Origin of the sequence: Acinetobacter sp. GSS19 (assembly GCF_028621895.1) — a bacterium.
Taxonomy (GTDB): Bacteria; Pseudomonadota; Gammaproteobacteria; order Pseudomonadales; family Moraxellaceae; genus Acinetobacter.
Map to the genome: position 1 here is coordinate 2,021,675 of NZ_CP117520.1, position 13,416 is coordinate 2,035,090.

Consider the following 13,416-nt stretch of genomic DNA (forward strand, 5'->3'; position numbering starts at 1 on the left):
ACCCTTCGTTGGTATCCTTTTATTATTCTTACTAAAGATTTAAGGCGAATTGTTCCCGTGTCTTTTCCATCCGACTCCGTGGGTCTGATCACCCCGCAAAAGTTCCAATTCGAAGAACCGCTAGAACTAGAATGTGGACGCGTGCTGCCACGTTTTGACTTGATGGTGGAAACCTATGGTGTGCTGAATGAAGAAAAATCCAATGCGATTCTCATTTGCCATGCCCTGTCAGGTCATCATCATGCGGCGGGATATCACCATGCGGATGACAAGAAACCAGGATGGTGGGATGCCTGTATTGGTCCAGGAAAAGCGCTGGATACCAATAAATTCTTTGTGGTTGCCCTGAATAATATTGGTGGATGTCATGGCTCAACGGGTCCAATTTCCCCAAATCCAGAAAATGACAACCGTCCTTATGGCCCAGATTTTCCTTTGGTCACAGTGCGTGACTGGGTGAAAACCCAAGCCATGCTTTCCGACCGTCTGGGTATTACCACCTGGTATGCCATCGTCGGTGGCTCACTCGGTGGCATGCAAGCCTTACAATGGTCAGTCGATTATCCTGAGCGCTTGCAGAAGTGTGTGATCATTGCCAGTGCACCAAAATTATCGGCACAGAACATTGCCTTTAATGAAGTGGCACGTCAGTCAATTCTTTCGGATCCGGATTTCTATAATGGCCGTTATCTAGAGCATGACAGCTACCCAAAACGCGGTCTTATTCTGGCACGTATGGTCGGTCATATCACCTATCTGTCCGAAGAAGCCATGAAACAGAAATTTGGCCGTGATCTCAAATCCGGCAAATTCATGTATGGCTTTGATGTCGAATTCCAGGTCGAAAGCTACCTGCGTTATCAAGGTGAGCAATTTAGCCGTAACTTTGATGCCAATACCTATCTGATCATGACCAAGGCGCTGGATTATTTTGATCCTTCGCGTGAGTACGAATCCTCCTTGAAAAAAGCCATGGCCAATACAAAATGCCGCTTCTTGGTGGTTTCATTCACCACTGACTGGCGTTTTACCCCAAGCCGCTCACAGGAAATCGTCAATGCCCTGATCAGCAACCACAAACCGGTGAGCTATCTGGATATTGATGCCGAACAGGGCCATGATTCCTTCCTGTTCCCGATTCCGCTGTATGTGAAAGCCCTGCGTGCCTTTTTGGGTGGTGCAGACGATTTGGCCTCAACACGTGTGGAGACCGCGTAATGCGTATTGATCAACAGTTGGCAGAAAAATGGATCAAACCAGGTTCAAGCGTATTGGATCTGGGCTGTGGCGATGGCGAATTACTGGCACATATGAGCCGCAAACATCAAATCCGGGCCTATGGCTTAGAAATCGATCAAGAAAAGATTGCAATTGCGGTCAGTCGCGGTTTAAATATTATTCAACAGGACTTAAATTTAGGCTTAAGCCGATTTGCCAATCAGTCTTTTGACTATGTGGTGATGGCACAAGCTTTGCAGGCTGTAGATGCACCCGATGTTTTATTACGAGACATGGTGCGCGTGGGGAAACAGGCGATTATTACCTTTCCAAACTTTGCCCATTGGAAGACACGTTCTTTCTTGGCTTTGAAAGGGAAAATGCCGGTTTCTGAGGCTTTACCGTATATGTGGTACAACACTCCCAACATTCACCTGTGTACCTTTAAAGATTTTGAAGCACTTTGTGCAGAAAACAATATTCGTATTATTAATCGACTTGCCGTGAATGGGAACCAACAAGGAAGTTTGCTCAGTAAACATCTTCCAAATTTGTTTGGTGAAGTTGCAATTTATCGAGTGAGCGCACTATGAAAAAACTATTACTTAGCACACTTTTAATGGGGTTTTTTAGCCTTCACGCCCACGCAGACTATATTCCCCAGCCGCAATCAACGTCTTCTCAAGCAGCTCGTTACTCCACCATGTCAGTCAATGACCTGATGCAGGCCGCGAAGTCTGGGCAGGCAGGTGCACAATTCTATTTGGCCACCCGTTATCAACAAGGCAGAGAAATCGCAAAAGATGACAAACAAGCTTTTGCCTGGTTCAAATTCGCGGCTGATCAGGGCCTTTCTGCTGCGCAACTCAACGTTGGCCGTATGTATGCAGATGGGATCGGCACACAAAAAAATGAAGCACTCGCACGCAAATATTTCGAAAAAGCAGCCAGTAATGGCGATAACCGTGCCAGCTTTAACCTAGCGATGATGGAAGAACAGAAGAAAAACTACGTGGGTGCATATCAATGGTATGAACTCTCTACCCGTGATGGCATGCTCGACACCAAAGTGATTAATCTCTCTGAAGGTAAAAAAACCGCTTTGGCTGCCAACCTAACCCAAGAGCAAATTCGTATGGCACGTGACCGTGCTGATCAATGGATTCAGGCACAATAAAATTTTGATCTTTTTAAAAGGCACCTTCGGGTGCTTTTTATTGTCCAGATTGCACCTCGCACCAAAACCAACCAGGCTGTGACGCGGTTAAAAGACTCTCTCCAAATTGAATCAACAGATCAACTCGATGACTGCATTCTTACTATAAGCCAAATATACAACCGTTTTATTCTCTTCACTGCTCTACGCTCGACGTTTTCCACACTCAAAATCATGACTTTGTGTCCCCATTTTGAATACCGACTAAAGAATTAATGAATGTAAAGTTTACCTGCCTCAACTTCCAGTCGAGCTTTCAGCTCCCTCTTTTAGACTGATCATACCACCCTTGTATTTATGCCCTCATTGCATGGATAAATCCGCTAAAATAGTGGCCATTCTTTTTTTCAGATCACGGGCGAAATAATGTTTGCACACGATTGGTTATCTCAAGGTACGCTGGTTCTGGCCAGCAATAACAAAGGCAAAATCGCTGAATTTGAAAAACTATTCGAGCAGTTGGCCCTACCGGTGACAGTGGTGCCACAAGGTCAACTGAATATTGAAGATGCCGTGGAAGATGGTCTGAGCTTTGTGGAAAATGCCATTATTAAAGCCCGCCATGCTTCCCGTATTTCCAGAAAACCGGCCATTGCCGATGATTCGGGCATTTGTGTGCCGGTTTTGGGCGGTGCACCAGGGATTTATTCGGCACGCTATGCTGGAGAGCATGGCAATGATGTGGCTAACAATGAGAAATTGCTGCAAGACCTGAAACCTTTCCGCCAGGAAGGCAAAATGATTGAAGGCATGTTTGTCTGTGTCTTGGCGCTGGTACAACACGCGGAAGACCCATTACCGCAAGTATTCCAAGGAATTTGGCAAGGTGAAATTCTTGAAGCCCCACGCGGTGAAAATGGTTTCGGTTATGATCCGTTATTCTGGCTGCCTGAACTGGGGATTTCCAGCGCGGAAATGTCAAAACAGGATAAAAACCAGATCAGCCACCGTGGCCAGGCCATGCAGAAATTCCGTGCCAGCCTACTGCAAGAGTAATTTCTTGTCAGGCAATCTGATGTCATGCACACATGGCATCAGCGCAAAATATGCAGTACGACCGCATATAGCAGCACAATTACACAGCTCACCATCGTTCCTGCTGCAATATAGGCAGCAGAACGTCCCGTCCCCTGATAATGGGTTTCTAATGCCACAATATTAGCCGCCGGGGGCAGGCAAAATAACAAAAATATTACCCCGATAAACGGCCGCAACGCTGCAAATGCCAGATAGGTAACGCCACACAATACAGCACCACAGAGCAGCTTTATCCCGGCTACCTGACTGCTGTGCAGAACATCGTCCCAAGCGACCTTGGTGTGCCTGAGCCACATCCCCAACACGCACATTCCGGCAAAACTCATAGCCCACTTGCAGAAAAAATATACCCACTGCAACAGATGCGGATCCTGCACATGTTGCAGCCCAGATAGGCGTGCCAGCCCAGCCACAGCAAGGGCAATCATTGGCGGAGATCGCAGCACTTTAACTGCAATCGCCGTCCAGGGTTGAGGGGTGGAGCAGACTGCAGTGACCGCCCAGATATTGCCGAAAATGGAGCCCCCGATATAAAGAGCAACCATGGCGGCACTGATCTCTGGTCCGAACAGTGCAATTGCAAACGGAAATCCCAGCCAGGCAAGATTGACATAACTAAAGCACAAGGCTCTGAGGCGATCATGACTAAAATAGAAAAACAGTGCATAGAGCACGAGTGCCGAGCCAAAACTGAATAGCATCAGCCCCAGACTGCCCGGCTGGTAAAACACCATATTGTAAATAATGACCACAGGGATCAAACAGCATGCCAACAGGCTCGCCAGTATCGGCTTGAGCCTGTTACTCCAGTCCTGTGCAGCCAGCAACCAGCCACAACAAAAAGCCACCAGGGCAACTAGCATCGCCACAATCTTGTCCCCCTCATTTCTCTGCGGCTATGCTACCACTTTCTTGGCAGGCGATTGCTTCTCTTGAGCTGTCTTGAAATTGCAACCGGAATGTCACTGATCTGTCATTTCAGCCTGTTCAGATAGCAGCTAAAACTTCGGGAGAAAGCGTGATGGCAGGCTTGTCGATTTGGCATGTACTGATTTTTGCCATTGTGGTGATTTTATTGTTTGGCACGTCAAAATTAAAAAACTTAGGTAAAGATGTGGGTGGTGCAGTAAAAGATTTCAAAAAATCCATCCGTGAAGAGGAAGACCGTTCGAACACAACAGCTGAACCGTCCTCTGCCGCGACTACTACTAAAGCCTCTGAAAATTCAGTGAAAGGTTAATAGGCTACAACACATGTTCAATGTGGGAATGACTGAAATTTTCTGTTTTTCTGTGATTGCCTTGGTGATTTTAGGCCCAGAACAATTGCCTGAGGCAGCGCGTTTTATTGCCAAATGGTATGGCAAATTCAAACGAGCCATCACCACGATCCAGCAGGAAATTGATCAGGAACTCAAACTGTCCGAGTTCCGTGAAGAAATCCAACAAGAAATCCAACGCTTAACGGAACTAGAACGACGTCTGCAACAGCAACTGGATAAACAGCATTTGTTTGGGGAAACAAGTTGCAGGGAGCCACAAAGCCGACAAACAAGGCCACACGCCGCGCTATATCTCTACACGGCAAAACGACATATACCACCTTTCCTAAAGCCTTGTGCGAGCAGCATGATTACTTGCCCTCCTGACAATATCTCCCCTCACTTCAAGATTGCCGTATGAGCCCAATATCCCCATCTTCATCATCTTCCGACACTGAAACGCTGACCCAAATGCCAGTGATGCAGCATGTGATGGTGCTCCGGCAGCATCTGATCAAAATGTTAGGGCTCACTCTGTTACTGTTTTTCTGTCTGTTGCCTTTTCGCAATGCGATTTATCAGGGACTCTCGGCGCCCTTACGTCTGCAGTTGCCACAAAGCTCCTCGATGATTGCCACCGATGTCACCGCGACCTTTATGGCACCGTTCAAGCTCAACCTGTTTGTGGCCGTGGTACTGGCCATGCCGTTTATCCTGTATCAGTTGTGGTGTTTTATCCGCCCCGCCCTGTATCAAAAAGAACGCCGTATGGCCTTGCCCTTGCTAGGTGCCAGCATCCTGCTGTTCTATGCCGGGATTGCATTTGCCTATTTCATTACCTTACCGGCCATTCTGCATTTTTTTGTCAGTGTTTCTCCGGAAACCGTGGCACCGATGACTGACATCAACAGCTATCTGAGTTTTTGCCTGAAGCTGTTCATGCTCTTTGGGCTGACCTTCGAAATTCCACTGGTCACGTTGCTACTGATTCTGATGGGCATCGTCAGTACACAAAGTCTGGTCAAAAAACGTCGTTTTATTATCGTCGGCTGTTTTTTCATTGCCATGTTTGTGACGCCACCCGATGCATTGTCGATGATTATGCTGGCCGTTCCGATGTGCCTGCTGTTTGAACTCGGCTTATGGCTGGGCAAATTGTTGGAAGCCTCACGTTCGGGCCAAGATGAATCCATTCCTTCGGAATGAGAAGAACTGATCAAGGTGGCAACACACGACTCCCCCAAGTGACAAATCAAACAAAAAAACATGGACTGCCAAAAGAATGATCACGTCCCATCCCGATAACGAACAACATTTTGAATGGATCTGAAAATGACAATGACTTCCCCTTCTGCTAGCCGCCGCGATGTGCTGAAATGGTTAATCGGTTTACCCTTTTTGCCTTTAGGTGCGATGACAAGCGGCTGTGCACACAATCCTGCACTCAGCACGGTACAGAACTCTGGAATGCGGCTCAAACAGGCCACCTTCAGCGCGATGCAGGCACCCATCCATGTTGCCGAGATGGCCAAAACACAGGTGAACTCGCGTCTGAAAATTACCTGGGAAGACAATAGCAGCGACGACTATCAACTCGGCTATCATGAATTGCTGCGCACAGGCACCCTAGTCGAGCATTTAGATGGCGGAAAAATTGTGGCGGGTGGTTATTTTGACGCACAAGGCCAACCTATTCTGGATGATACACGCCAGTATTTCTCGGATTGTCCGGATGGTTCTTCACTGATTGCACTGCAAAATGCGCAAGTCCCAGGCGTCAAACATCCGGTCTTTTTTGTGGTGCAGTTTGAATACACGTCAAAAAGTCTGAATGGTGAGGATCCATACGGCATTTTGCCCTCTCCGATTGCCATTTTGACGCTGGACCAAGATCCGCAAACGGGCAAGCTCGAATTCAAGAAATACTTCAATGTCGATACGGCTCCGGTACATGGCTTATGGATTACCTGTGGTGCCAGCCTGTCTCCTTGGAATACACATCTTTCCAGCGAGGAATATGAACCGGATGCCTTTGATCAGGGCTTGGGCCAGTCCTTGAAAACTCTACGGGGATTTGGCCAGAAGTTCTTTGCCGATGCCCACAAAGCCAAGGCCTATAACTATGGTCATTTGCCAGAAGTGGTTGTTCATCCCGATGGCCATGCCAGCATTCAAAAACATTTCTGTCTGGGCCGCATTTCCCATGAACTGGTTCAAGTCATGCCGGATCAGCGTACGGTGCTCATGGGGGATGACTATACCAATGGCGGGCTGTTTATGTTTATTGCCGACCGGGAACGAGACCTGTCTGCCGGTACGCTGTATGTGGCGAAATACACCCAAGTGTTGAATGAACACTCGACAGCTCGCCTGCGCTGGATTGAACTGGGTCATGCCCGCAGCCATGACATTGAAACGCTGGTGAATCAGGACAATATTCAACCGTGGGACATCATGGAAAGTTATCTGGATACGGATCCGGGCAAACCGGCCGATCTGACAAGTTATATACCGATTGTGCTCAACAAGAAAAAGGCCTGGGTCAAACTCAAACCGGGGCAAGAAAAAGCGGCTGCCTTTCTGGAAACCCACCGCTATGCAACAATGCGTGGTGGCAGCTTGGGTTTTACCAAAATGGAAGGCACGACGGTCAACATCCGGGATAAAGTTGCTTACTCGGCACTCGCCAACATTCAGGACTGTATGGTGCAAGGCGACCCTTCCTGGCAGAAAGAACTGAACATTTCATTTAGCCGCCCGATCAAGGCCGGAGGCATTCTGGCACATGATCTGGCAGGAGGACAACGGACTACGGATAATCAACCGATTCACAGTGAATGGGTGCCCTACCAGTCCAAAGTCCTGCTGTTAGGTGAAGACATCGGCAAAGATGCACTAGGCAACACCGCCCATCCGGATAAGATCGCCAGTCCTGATAACCTGAAATTTTCGGAAACACTGCGCACCCTGTTTATTGGTGAAGACAGTGGCCAGCACACCAACAATTTTCTCTGGGCTTATCAGGTCGATACCGGTTCCCTGACACGCATTCTCTCGACCCCGGCAGGTGCGGAGTCGACCGGTTTACACGCGGTTGATTCCATCCATGGCTGGACTTACATCATGAGCAATTTCCAGCACCCGGGTGACAATGACAAGCTGCCTGCGGAGTTAAAAGCCCAGGTCTTGGCCAACTATAATCAAGGCTATAGTGCCAGTGTCGGCTATTTGACCGCTGACCGGATCATGCCTTCAGTTGAAAAGAAAAACTAACCTTTTTCAGGCAAATGCCGGTGTCCGCATCGGCATGGTGCTATTTACTGCAAAGTAATCTGTTGCTGCCGGATCATGCCATGCTGCTCGCCCTGTTGAGCTTTTTCCAGCCAGATCCATTGCTGCGGTGTCATCCGTAAAAAGTTGGAGCAGCGCGTACCATAATCCGCACTCTGAATAAACGTGGAAGACAGCAACTGTTCTTTTTCAAGACTCAAACCGGTATGGGGTAATTGTTGCAAGGGGACTTTGCGTTCATCTTCCAGCAGATCCCAAACTGCAGCCTGCAGTTCGCTTTCCGCCAACTGAGGTAACTGCAACATCGGTAAAAACTCCTGAGTAAAGCGTTTACGCAAATGCTGGGTTTTCACCCAAGGTTCCTGCAGCAAACCATTGGAAATGACATACACGCCATTGGCCAAGACCTGCGGTGCTTCACCACGGTTGCTCATATACACGGCGTGTTGCCGGTCACCCATGATCAGGTTAAAGCCGGCGTAATTTCGCTGCTGTTTTGCCAGTTGTTGTGCAAAGCGAATCGGAGCTTGCTTTGATTCTAAAAAAGCCTGCACCAGATGACCCCGCGAGGTGGGATACTGTTGCTGATCTGTGCCATCACGGAAATTGGTAATCACCGCCCAGCGCCCTGTTGCCGTCACGCCCATCCACGTGCCACCAGACTGCAAATCCTGACCCGCCACAATCGGACTGTCCGGCCAAGGATGTAAGGGAGCTGTGGGGCGTTGATAGAATTCATCACGATTGGAAATCAGGCATAACGGAACCTGCTCTAATACCTGCCAGGCCAGCGCGACAATACACATAAAGCACTCTCTTGATCTTTACACATTGAATGTACAACATTTTTCATGGCATTCCGCTAAAATCTGTACAAAACATATGACGAGGAGCAGGAATGCTGACCTATCCCCACATCGACCCTGTCGCGATCTCACTCGGTCCGTTAAACGTCCACTGGTACGGGCTGATGTATTTACTGGCGTTCCTTTTTGCCTGGGGACTCGCTACCTACCGTGCCAAGCAGCGCACCGGGTGGAATGCCGACATGGTCTCTGATCTGATCTTTTATGGTGCTTTAGGCGTAGTCGTTGGTGGCCGGGTCGGCTACGTTTTTTTCTACGGTTTCGAGCAATTCCTGGCTAATCCACTTTGGCTGTTTCAGGTTTGGACCGGTGGCATGAGTTTCCACGGCGGTTTCATCGGGGTCATGCTGGCGATGCTGCTGTGGTGCCGTAAATATCAGAAAACCTGGTTCCAGACCCTGGACTTTATTGCCCCGTGCGTACCCACCGGTCTGATGTTTGGCCGCATTGGCAATTTTATTGGTGGTGAATTATGGGGCCGTCCGGTGACCAATCCAGATTATCCTTTTGCCATGGTCTTTCCGCATGTCGACAATCTGGCACGTCATCCGTCACAGCTTTATCAGGCACTCGGCGAAGGGTTGATCCTGTTTATCGTGCTCTGGTGGTTTAGCTCCAAGCCACGTCCACGTATGGCCGTTTCAGCGCTGTTCCTGATCGGTTACGGGATTGCCCGTTTTGTAGTGGAATTCTTCCGCGAACCGGACAATGGTCAGCTGTTTATTGCCTGGATGAGTAAGGGGCAGTTCCTGACTTTGCCAATGATTCTGATCGGCATCTGGATGATGTGGTACGCTTACCAGAAGAAAGTTTATGATTGGGGACCAACGGCATCCCGTTAATTTGAAGAGGAGCCTCGGCTCCTCTTTTTTATGCTAAAGTCTTTCTATTCTTGGCCATCAGACCGACCTCCCATGCTCGAATTTTGGTTTTCGCCCCAAATCTCAACATTCAAAAAGCTGTTGATTGCTACTGGCATTTTACTGCTGAGTATTGTGCTGTATCTGCGCTTTCCCATCGCACCGGTCACAGTCCTGATGTTTTTGGCCACCGGCCTGCTTTTTGTCATCTGCCGCTTTATCAAAGTGCAATTTACCCAACATCAACCGTTGGGGCTACTGGCACGTCTACTCACCTGGATTCCACTGGCGGCGCTATTTGCCGTGATTTTTAGCCAGCAGCAACAACGCGACCTGCTGCTTTTTGGCATTCAGGGTGTCGGCTTTATGGCACTGGGTATTTTTCTGTTTTCTCCCCAATATCTGTTTCTGCCAGCGAGAGACTCTTCCTCCGATTCAGAATCGAAGTAACGGTTATGCTGCATTTTTGGTATTCAGAACGCTGTACACGACCAATTAAGCTGTTGATCTGTATTGTCACTGTTGCGGTGACCTTATATTTTTCAGAAATGACCAAACTTTCAACCAGTTTGACTTTGCTGAGTCTTCTGTTAGGCATGGTGATCCACGGGCTTTATTCGCTCTTGCTGAAGCTTCCACAACCAAATAGCGCCTGGTCACAAAGTTTTAAAATTTTACTCGATCTGACCTTTTTGATGGGGTGGGCAGTGCTATTGCTACAGTTACCGACTGAACAGCAACTGGCTCAAGCCGTACAATTATTTGGCTTTAGTTTGACTGGTTTTTATATCGTGTCAATCTATGCAAATCGCACCCCTCGGTACTAAAACCTTCCCGACCGGCTTTATCTTGCGATTCATATTTTCTTTCCGCAGACAAGACGAAACGGGTATGATACAAAGCAATTTAAAGATTTAAATACAGCGCTCACCTAGGAACTTTTTCAGCTCCCTTCAAGTGGAAAAAACCAATGAGCGCTCAGGATTGTTATGCGCGCATATTTAGATTTACTCCAGCACATCCTCGACAATGGTGGCGACAAAGGCGATCGTACCGGGACGGGAACCCGTTCTGTTTTTGGTCATCAAATGCGTTTTGACCTATCCAAAGGCTTTCCGTTACTCACCACCAAAAAAGTTCATTTCCGTTCCATTGTGATTGAACTGCTCTGGTTCCTGAAAGGTGATACCAACGTTCAATATTTGCAGGACCATAAAGTCACGATCTGGGATGAATGGGCAACTGCCGAACAGACCGCCCGTTTTGGCCGTCCTGAAGGCGAATTGGGCCCGGTTTACGGTCATCAGTGGCGTAACTTTGGTGCCACAAAAAATAGCGAGGGTTCATATAATCAGGATGGCTTTGATCAGATTAAATGGTTAGTCAACGAGATTAAAACCAATCCGAACTCGCGCCGCCTGATTGTTTCTGGTTGGAATCCGAATGAAGCGGGCCAAGTCGCACTGCCGCCTTGTCATACCCTTTTCCAGTTTTTTGTACAAAATGGCAAGTTGTCCTGCCAACTGTATCAGCGCAGTGCCGATGTTTTTTTGGGTGTGCCGTTCAATATTGCCAGCTATGCCCTGCTTACGCATATGATTGCACAGGTCTGTGAGCTGGACGTTGGGGATTTTATCTGGACCGGCGGCGACACTCACTTATATGCCAACCATTTTGCACAGGCCAAAGAGCAGTTGTCACGTGAGCCTTTGCCACTCTGTCAGCTCAAACTCAATCCTGCAGTAAAAGACCTGTTTGAATTTAAATTTGAAGATATCGAAATCGTGGATTATCAGTCCCATCCCGCAATCAAGGCACCGGTGGCCGTATGAGTTATCAAGATTTAGAAGTCGTGCATGTCGTTGCACTCGATCAGCAGCGTTGCATTGGCAAAGGCAATGATTTACCTTGGCATATTTCAGCCGATTTAAAACATTTTAAAGCCATTACCCAAGGTGGTGTGGTGGTGATGGGCCGTAAAACGCTGGAATCGATGGGACGCGCCTTGCCGAACCGGGTGAACTGGGTCATTACCCGTGATCGAAACTGGTCTTTTCCGGGCGTTAAGGTGGCATATAGTATTGAAGCAGCTTTGCAACAAGCCGTTGCAGATGTCAAAGCCAGCGAAAAACCAGACACTCTGTTTATTATCGGTGGCGGTGAAATTTTCAAGCAAACACTGGAGATTGCAGACCGTCTAGAATTGACCCATGTTGAGCTGGATGTTCAAGGGGATGCCTACTATCCGGAAATCCCGGCTGAGTTTGAGCAAGTAAGCAGTGAAAAACATGTAGACGAAAATAACGGCATTCATTTTGAATTCGCCCGTTATGAGAAACGGACTTCGGACTAAAAAACACCTTCTCTGAAGAGCAGCCCCGTCAGGTATGCTCTTCGCACATTTAGCGCTCGAAAGCATCGTTATCAAATCGCAAATCACCGATGGCGGGTCGGACTCTCCCGCTATCGTTACGTCATTTATATTAAGACAAACAAATTCCTACCATTGGCACTAGAGCCCCGCCATTTTCTGTTTTGATAACTGCCATACTGATGATTACGGGAAGTTCACATGTTCAAGCCGATCTTTAGTGCAGCCATGCTCTCGGCTAGCCTGCTCTTGACTGCCTGTCACACCACAACGATCAACACCCATCCGCTACAAAGTCTCCAATTACAGACCCAGCGCTGGACACTGACCCATTTAGGGACGAATGTGCTGCCTGCCAACTTACAGGTTCAGCCCTATTTACAGTTTGATGCAGCAAGCAAACAAATCCGTGGGTCAGATGGCTGTAACCGAATTATGGCAAGCTATCAACTGAGCCAAAATCAGCTGCACTTCAGCCAACTGTCCAGCACCAAAATGATGTGTCGGGATGCCAACATGCTGCTTGCCTCACAATTCAGCGAGGCTTTGCAGCAAGTGACCTCTTACAGAATTGAAGCACACACCTTGCAACTCCTGGATCGAAAGGGACAGGTACTGATGCAGCTGAATAATCGCCAGGTAGCCGATTAAACCTAGCGATAGGTTCCGCAAAATAGATCAGTTTTAGGTTCCAGATGTAGCGATACTACACTGAAATATTTTAAGATTTAACCAAGTAGAAAACAGGATATCACGATGCAACAGGCTTTATTTGGGGGTGGATGCTTCTGGTGTGTTGAAGCGGTCTTTTTACAGATTCAGGGTGTAACCCAGGTGGTGAGCGGCTACGCGGGTGGCCATACCCTCAACCCGACCTATGAACAAATTTGTCGGGGTGACACGCAACACGCGGAAGTCATTCTGATCGACTTTGATGAAAGCCAGATCAGCTATGCACAGCTGCTTGAGGTGTTTTTTGCGACTCATGACCCAACCACTCTGAACCGTCAAGGGAATGATGTCGGAACGCAGTACCGTTCTGTGATTTATTATTTTAATGAAGAACAGCAACAGCAAGCCCAGTACATGATCGAACAGTTGAAGGCCGAAGGTCTAGGCATTGTCACAGAGTTGAGTCCTGCACCGACTTTCTACCCAGCTGAAGAGTATCATCAGAATTTTTATGCACGTAATCCTCATCAAGGCTACTGCAACTTTGTGATTCCACCCAAGTTAATGAAACTACAAAGTAAATTCCAAAATTTACTCAAATCATCCTGAGTCCCCTCTCCATA

17 protein-coding genes are annotated in these 13,416 nt (G+C 48.0%); 15 read left to right on the forward strand and 2 right to left on the reverse strand.

All coding sequences use genetic code 11. The annotated features are described in order from the left end of the window. The first annotated feature begins 57 nt into the window (after positions 1-57). The 4 genes from metX to rdgB all read left to right on the forward strand — a co-directional run bounded on the left by metX (position 58) and on the right by rdgB (position 3,430). Positions 58-1,218, forward strand: coding sequence for a homoserine O-succinyltransferase MetX (metX, locus tag PGW99_RS09675; protein WP_273777477.1), 1,161 nt, complete (start codon positions 58-60; stop codon positions 1,216-1,218). Beyond that, positions 1,218-1,811: a methionine biosynthesis protein MetW gene (gene metW / locus PGW99_RS09680; protein ID WP_273777479.1), complete on the forward strand. Its 594-nt coding sequence runs from the start codon at positions 1,218-1,220 to the stop codon at positions 1,809-1,811. Before metX ends, metW begins: the two co-directional genes overlap by 1 nt. Then, on the forward strand, positions 1,808-2,395 hold the full coding sequence (locus tag PGW99_RS09685) for a tetratricopeptide repeat protein (RefSeq protein WP_273777480.1): 588 nt from the start codon (positions 1,808-1,810) through the stop codon (positions 2,393-2,395). The genes metW and PGW99_RS09685 overlap by 4 nt, the downstream gene beginning before the upstream one ends. Positions 2,396-2,800: 405 nt before the next feature. After that, the gene (gene rdgB / locus PGW99_RS09690; protein WP_273777481.1) at positions 2,801-3,430 is read left to right on the forward strand and encodes an RdgB/HAM1 family non-canonical purine NTP pyrophosphatase; all 630 of its coding nucleotides are present in this window, start codon (positions 2,801-2,803) and stop codon (positions 3,428-3,430) included. A 38-nt stretch (positions 3,431-3,468) separates the two neighbouring features. Here the strand turns inward: rdgB and PGW99_RS09695 are convergent, their stop codons facing one another. Beyond that, positions 3,469-4,341, reverse strand: a complete 873-nt coding sequence (locus PGW99_RS09695) for a permease (RefSeq protein WP_273777482.1) — start codon at positions 4,339-4,341, stop codon at positions 3,469-3,471. Between the two features lie 152 nt (positions 4,342-4,493). Here PGW99_RS09695 and tatA point away from each other — a divergent pair, with 152 nt between their 5' ends. From tatA to PGW99_RS09715, 4 genes are all read left to right on the forward strand, one after another. Continuing rightward, positions 4,494-4,712, forward strand: a complete 219-nt coding sequence (gene tatA / locus PGW99_RS09700) for a Sec-independent protein translocase subunit TatA (protein WP_273779495.1) — start codon at positions 4,494-4,496, stop codon at positions 4,710-4,712. Between the two features lie 13 nt (positions 4,713-4,725). After that, on the forward strand, positions 4,726-5,154 hold the full coding sequence (tatB, locus tag PGW99_RS09705) for a Sec-independent protein translocase protein TatB (protein ID WP_273777483.1): 429 nt from the start codon (positions 4,726-4,728) through the stop codon (positions 5,152-5,154). After that, the gene (gene tatC / locus PGW99_RS09710; RefSeq protein WP_273777484.1) at positions 5,151-5,939 is read left to right on the forward strand and encodes a twin-arginine translocase subunit TatC; all 789 of its coding nucleotides are present in this window, start codon (positions 5,151-5,153) and stop codon (positions 5,937-5,939) included. Before tatB ends, tatC begins: the two co-directional genes overlap by 4 nt. A gap of 126 nt (positions 5,940-6,065) precedes the next feature. Further along, complete coding sequence (locus tag PGW99_RS09715) at positions 6,066-8,006, forward strand: PhoX family protein (protein WP_273777485.1); 1,941 nt, start codon at positions 6,066-6,068, stop codon at positions 8,004-8,006. A gap of 44 nt (positions 8,007-8,050) precedes the next feature. Here PGW99_RS09715 and PGW99_RS09720 read toward each other — a convergent pair whose 3' ends face one another. Continuing rightward, on the reverse strand, positions 8,051-8,830 hold the full coding sequence (locus PGW99_RS09720; RefSeq protein WP_273777486.1) for an NRDE family protein: 780 nt from the start codon (positions 8,828-8,830) through the stop codon (positions 8,051-8,053). A 92-nt stretch (positions 8,831-8,922) separates the two neighbouring features. On the opposite strand from PGW99_RS09720, the gene lgt reads away from it, so the two are divergent. The 7 genes from lgt (at position 8,923) to msrA (ending at position 13,402) form a co-directional block, all read left to right on the forward strand. Next, complete coding sequence (gene lgt, locus PGW99_RS09725; RefSeq protein WP_273777487.1) at positions 8,923-9,732, forward strand: prolipoprotein diacylglyceryl transferase; 810 nt, start codon at positions 8,923-8,925, stop codon at positions 9,730-9,732. A 72-nt stretch (positions 9,733-9,804) separates the two neighbouring features. Further along, positions 9,805-10,200: a hypothetical protein gene (locus PGW99_RS09730; RefSeq protein WP_273777488.1), complete on the forward strand. Its 396-nt coding sequence runs from the start codon at positions 9,805-9,807 to the stop codon at positions 10,198-10,200. Positions 10,201-10,205: 5 nt separating this feature from the next. Then, positions 10,206-10,577 (forward strand): hypothetical protein, encoded by a 372-nt coding sequence (locus PGW99_RS09735; RefSeq protein WP_273777489.1) that lies wholly within the window; start codon positions 10,206-10,208, stop codon positions 10,575-10,577. 162 nt (positions 10,578-10,739) lie between these two features. Then, entirely contained in the window at positions 10,740-11,582 is an 843-nt protein-coding gene (thyA, locus tag PGW99_RS09740) for a thymidylate synthase (RefSeq protein ID WP_273777490.1), read from the forward strand. After that, positions 11,579-12,103: a dihydrofolate reductase gene (locus tag PGW99_RS09745; protein WP_273777491.1), complete on the forward strand. Its 525-nt coding sequence runs from the start codon at positions 11,579-11,581 to the stop codon at positions 12,101-12,103. The genes thyA and PGW99_RS09745 overlap by 4 nt, the downstream gene beginning before the upstream one ends. Before the next feature lie 219 nt (positions 12,104-12,322). Continuing rightward, on the forward strand, positions 12,323-12,772 hold the full coding sequence (locus tag PGW99_RS09750; RefSeq protein ID WP_273777492.1) for an META domain-containing protein: 450 nt from the start codon (positions 12,323-12,325) through the stop codon (positions 12,770-12,772). A 105-nt stretch (positions 12,773-12,877) separates the two neighbouring features. Then, a complete protein-coding gene (gene msrA, locus PGW99_RS09755; protein WP_273777493.1) occupies positions 12,878-13,402 on the forward strand; it encodes a peptide-methionine (S)-S-oxide reductase MsrA in 525 nt (174 codons plus the stop codon). Positions 13,403-13,416: the final 14 nt, after the last annotated feature.

Bases quoted from the DNA above. Each gene is read 5' to 3' on its own strand.
- metW (WP_273777479.1), top strand. From the start codon at position 1,218: ATGCGTATTGATCAACAGTTGGCAGAAAAATGGATCAAACCAGGTTCA.
- PGW99_RS09685 (WP_273777480.1), top strand. From the start codon at position 1,808: ATGAAAAAACTATTACTTAGCACACTTTTAATGGGGTTTTTTAGCCTT.
- rdgB (WP_273777481.1), top strand. From the start codon at position 2,801: ATGTTTGCACACGATTGGTTATCTCAAGGTACGCTGGTTCTGGCCAGC.
- tatA (WP_273779495.1), top strand. From the start codon at position 4,494: ATGGCAGGCTTGTCGATTTGGCATGTACTGATTTTTGCCATTGTGGTG.
- tatB (WP_273777483.1), top strand. From the start codon at position 4,726: ATGTTCAATGTGGGAATGACTGAAATTTTCTGTTTTTCTGTGATTGCC.
- tatC (WP_273777484.1), top strand. From the start codon at position 5,151: ATGAGCCCAATATCCCCATCTTCATCATCTTCCGACACTGAAACGCTG.
- PGW99_RS09715 (WP_273777485.1), top strand. From the start codon at position 6,066: ATGACAATGACTTCCCCTTCTGCTAGCCGCCGCGATGTGCTGAAATGG.
- PGW99_RS09720 (WP_273777486.1), bottom strand. From the start codon at position 8,830: ATGTGTATTGTCGCGCTGGCCTGGCAGGTATTAGAGCAGGTTCCGTTA.
- lgt (WP_273777487.1), top strand. From the start codon at position 8,923: ATGCTGACCTATCCCCACATCGACCCTGTCGCGATCTCACTCGGTCCG.
- PGW99_RS09730 (WP_273777488.1), top strand. From the start codon at position 9,805: ATGCTCGAATTTTGGTTTTCGCCCCAAATCTCAACATTCAAAAAGCTG.
- PGW99_RS09735 (WP_273777489.1), top strand. From the start codon at position 10,206: ATGCTGCATTTTTGGTATTCAGAACGCTGTACACGACCAATTAAGCTG.
- thyA (WP_273777490.1), top strand. From the start codon at position 10,740: ATGCGCGCATATTTAGATTTACTCCAGCACATCCTCGACAATGGTGGC.
- PGW99_RS09745 (WP_273777491.1), top strand. From the start codon at position 11,579: ATGAGTTATCAAGATTTAGAAGTCGTGCATGTCGTTGCACTCGATCAG.
- PGW99_RS09750 (WP_273777492.1), top strand. From the start codon at position 12,323: ATGTTCAAGCCGATCTTTAGTGCAGCCATGCTCTCGGCTAGCCTGCTC.
- msrA (WP_273777493.1), top strand. From the start codon at position 12,878: ATGCAACAGGCTTTATTTGGGGGTGGATGCTTCTGGTGTGTTGAAGCG.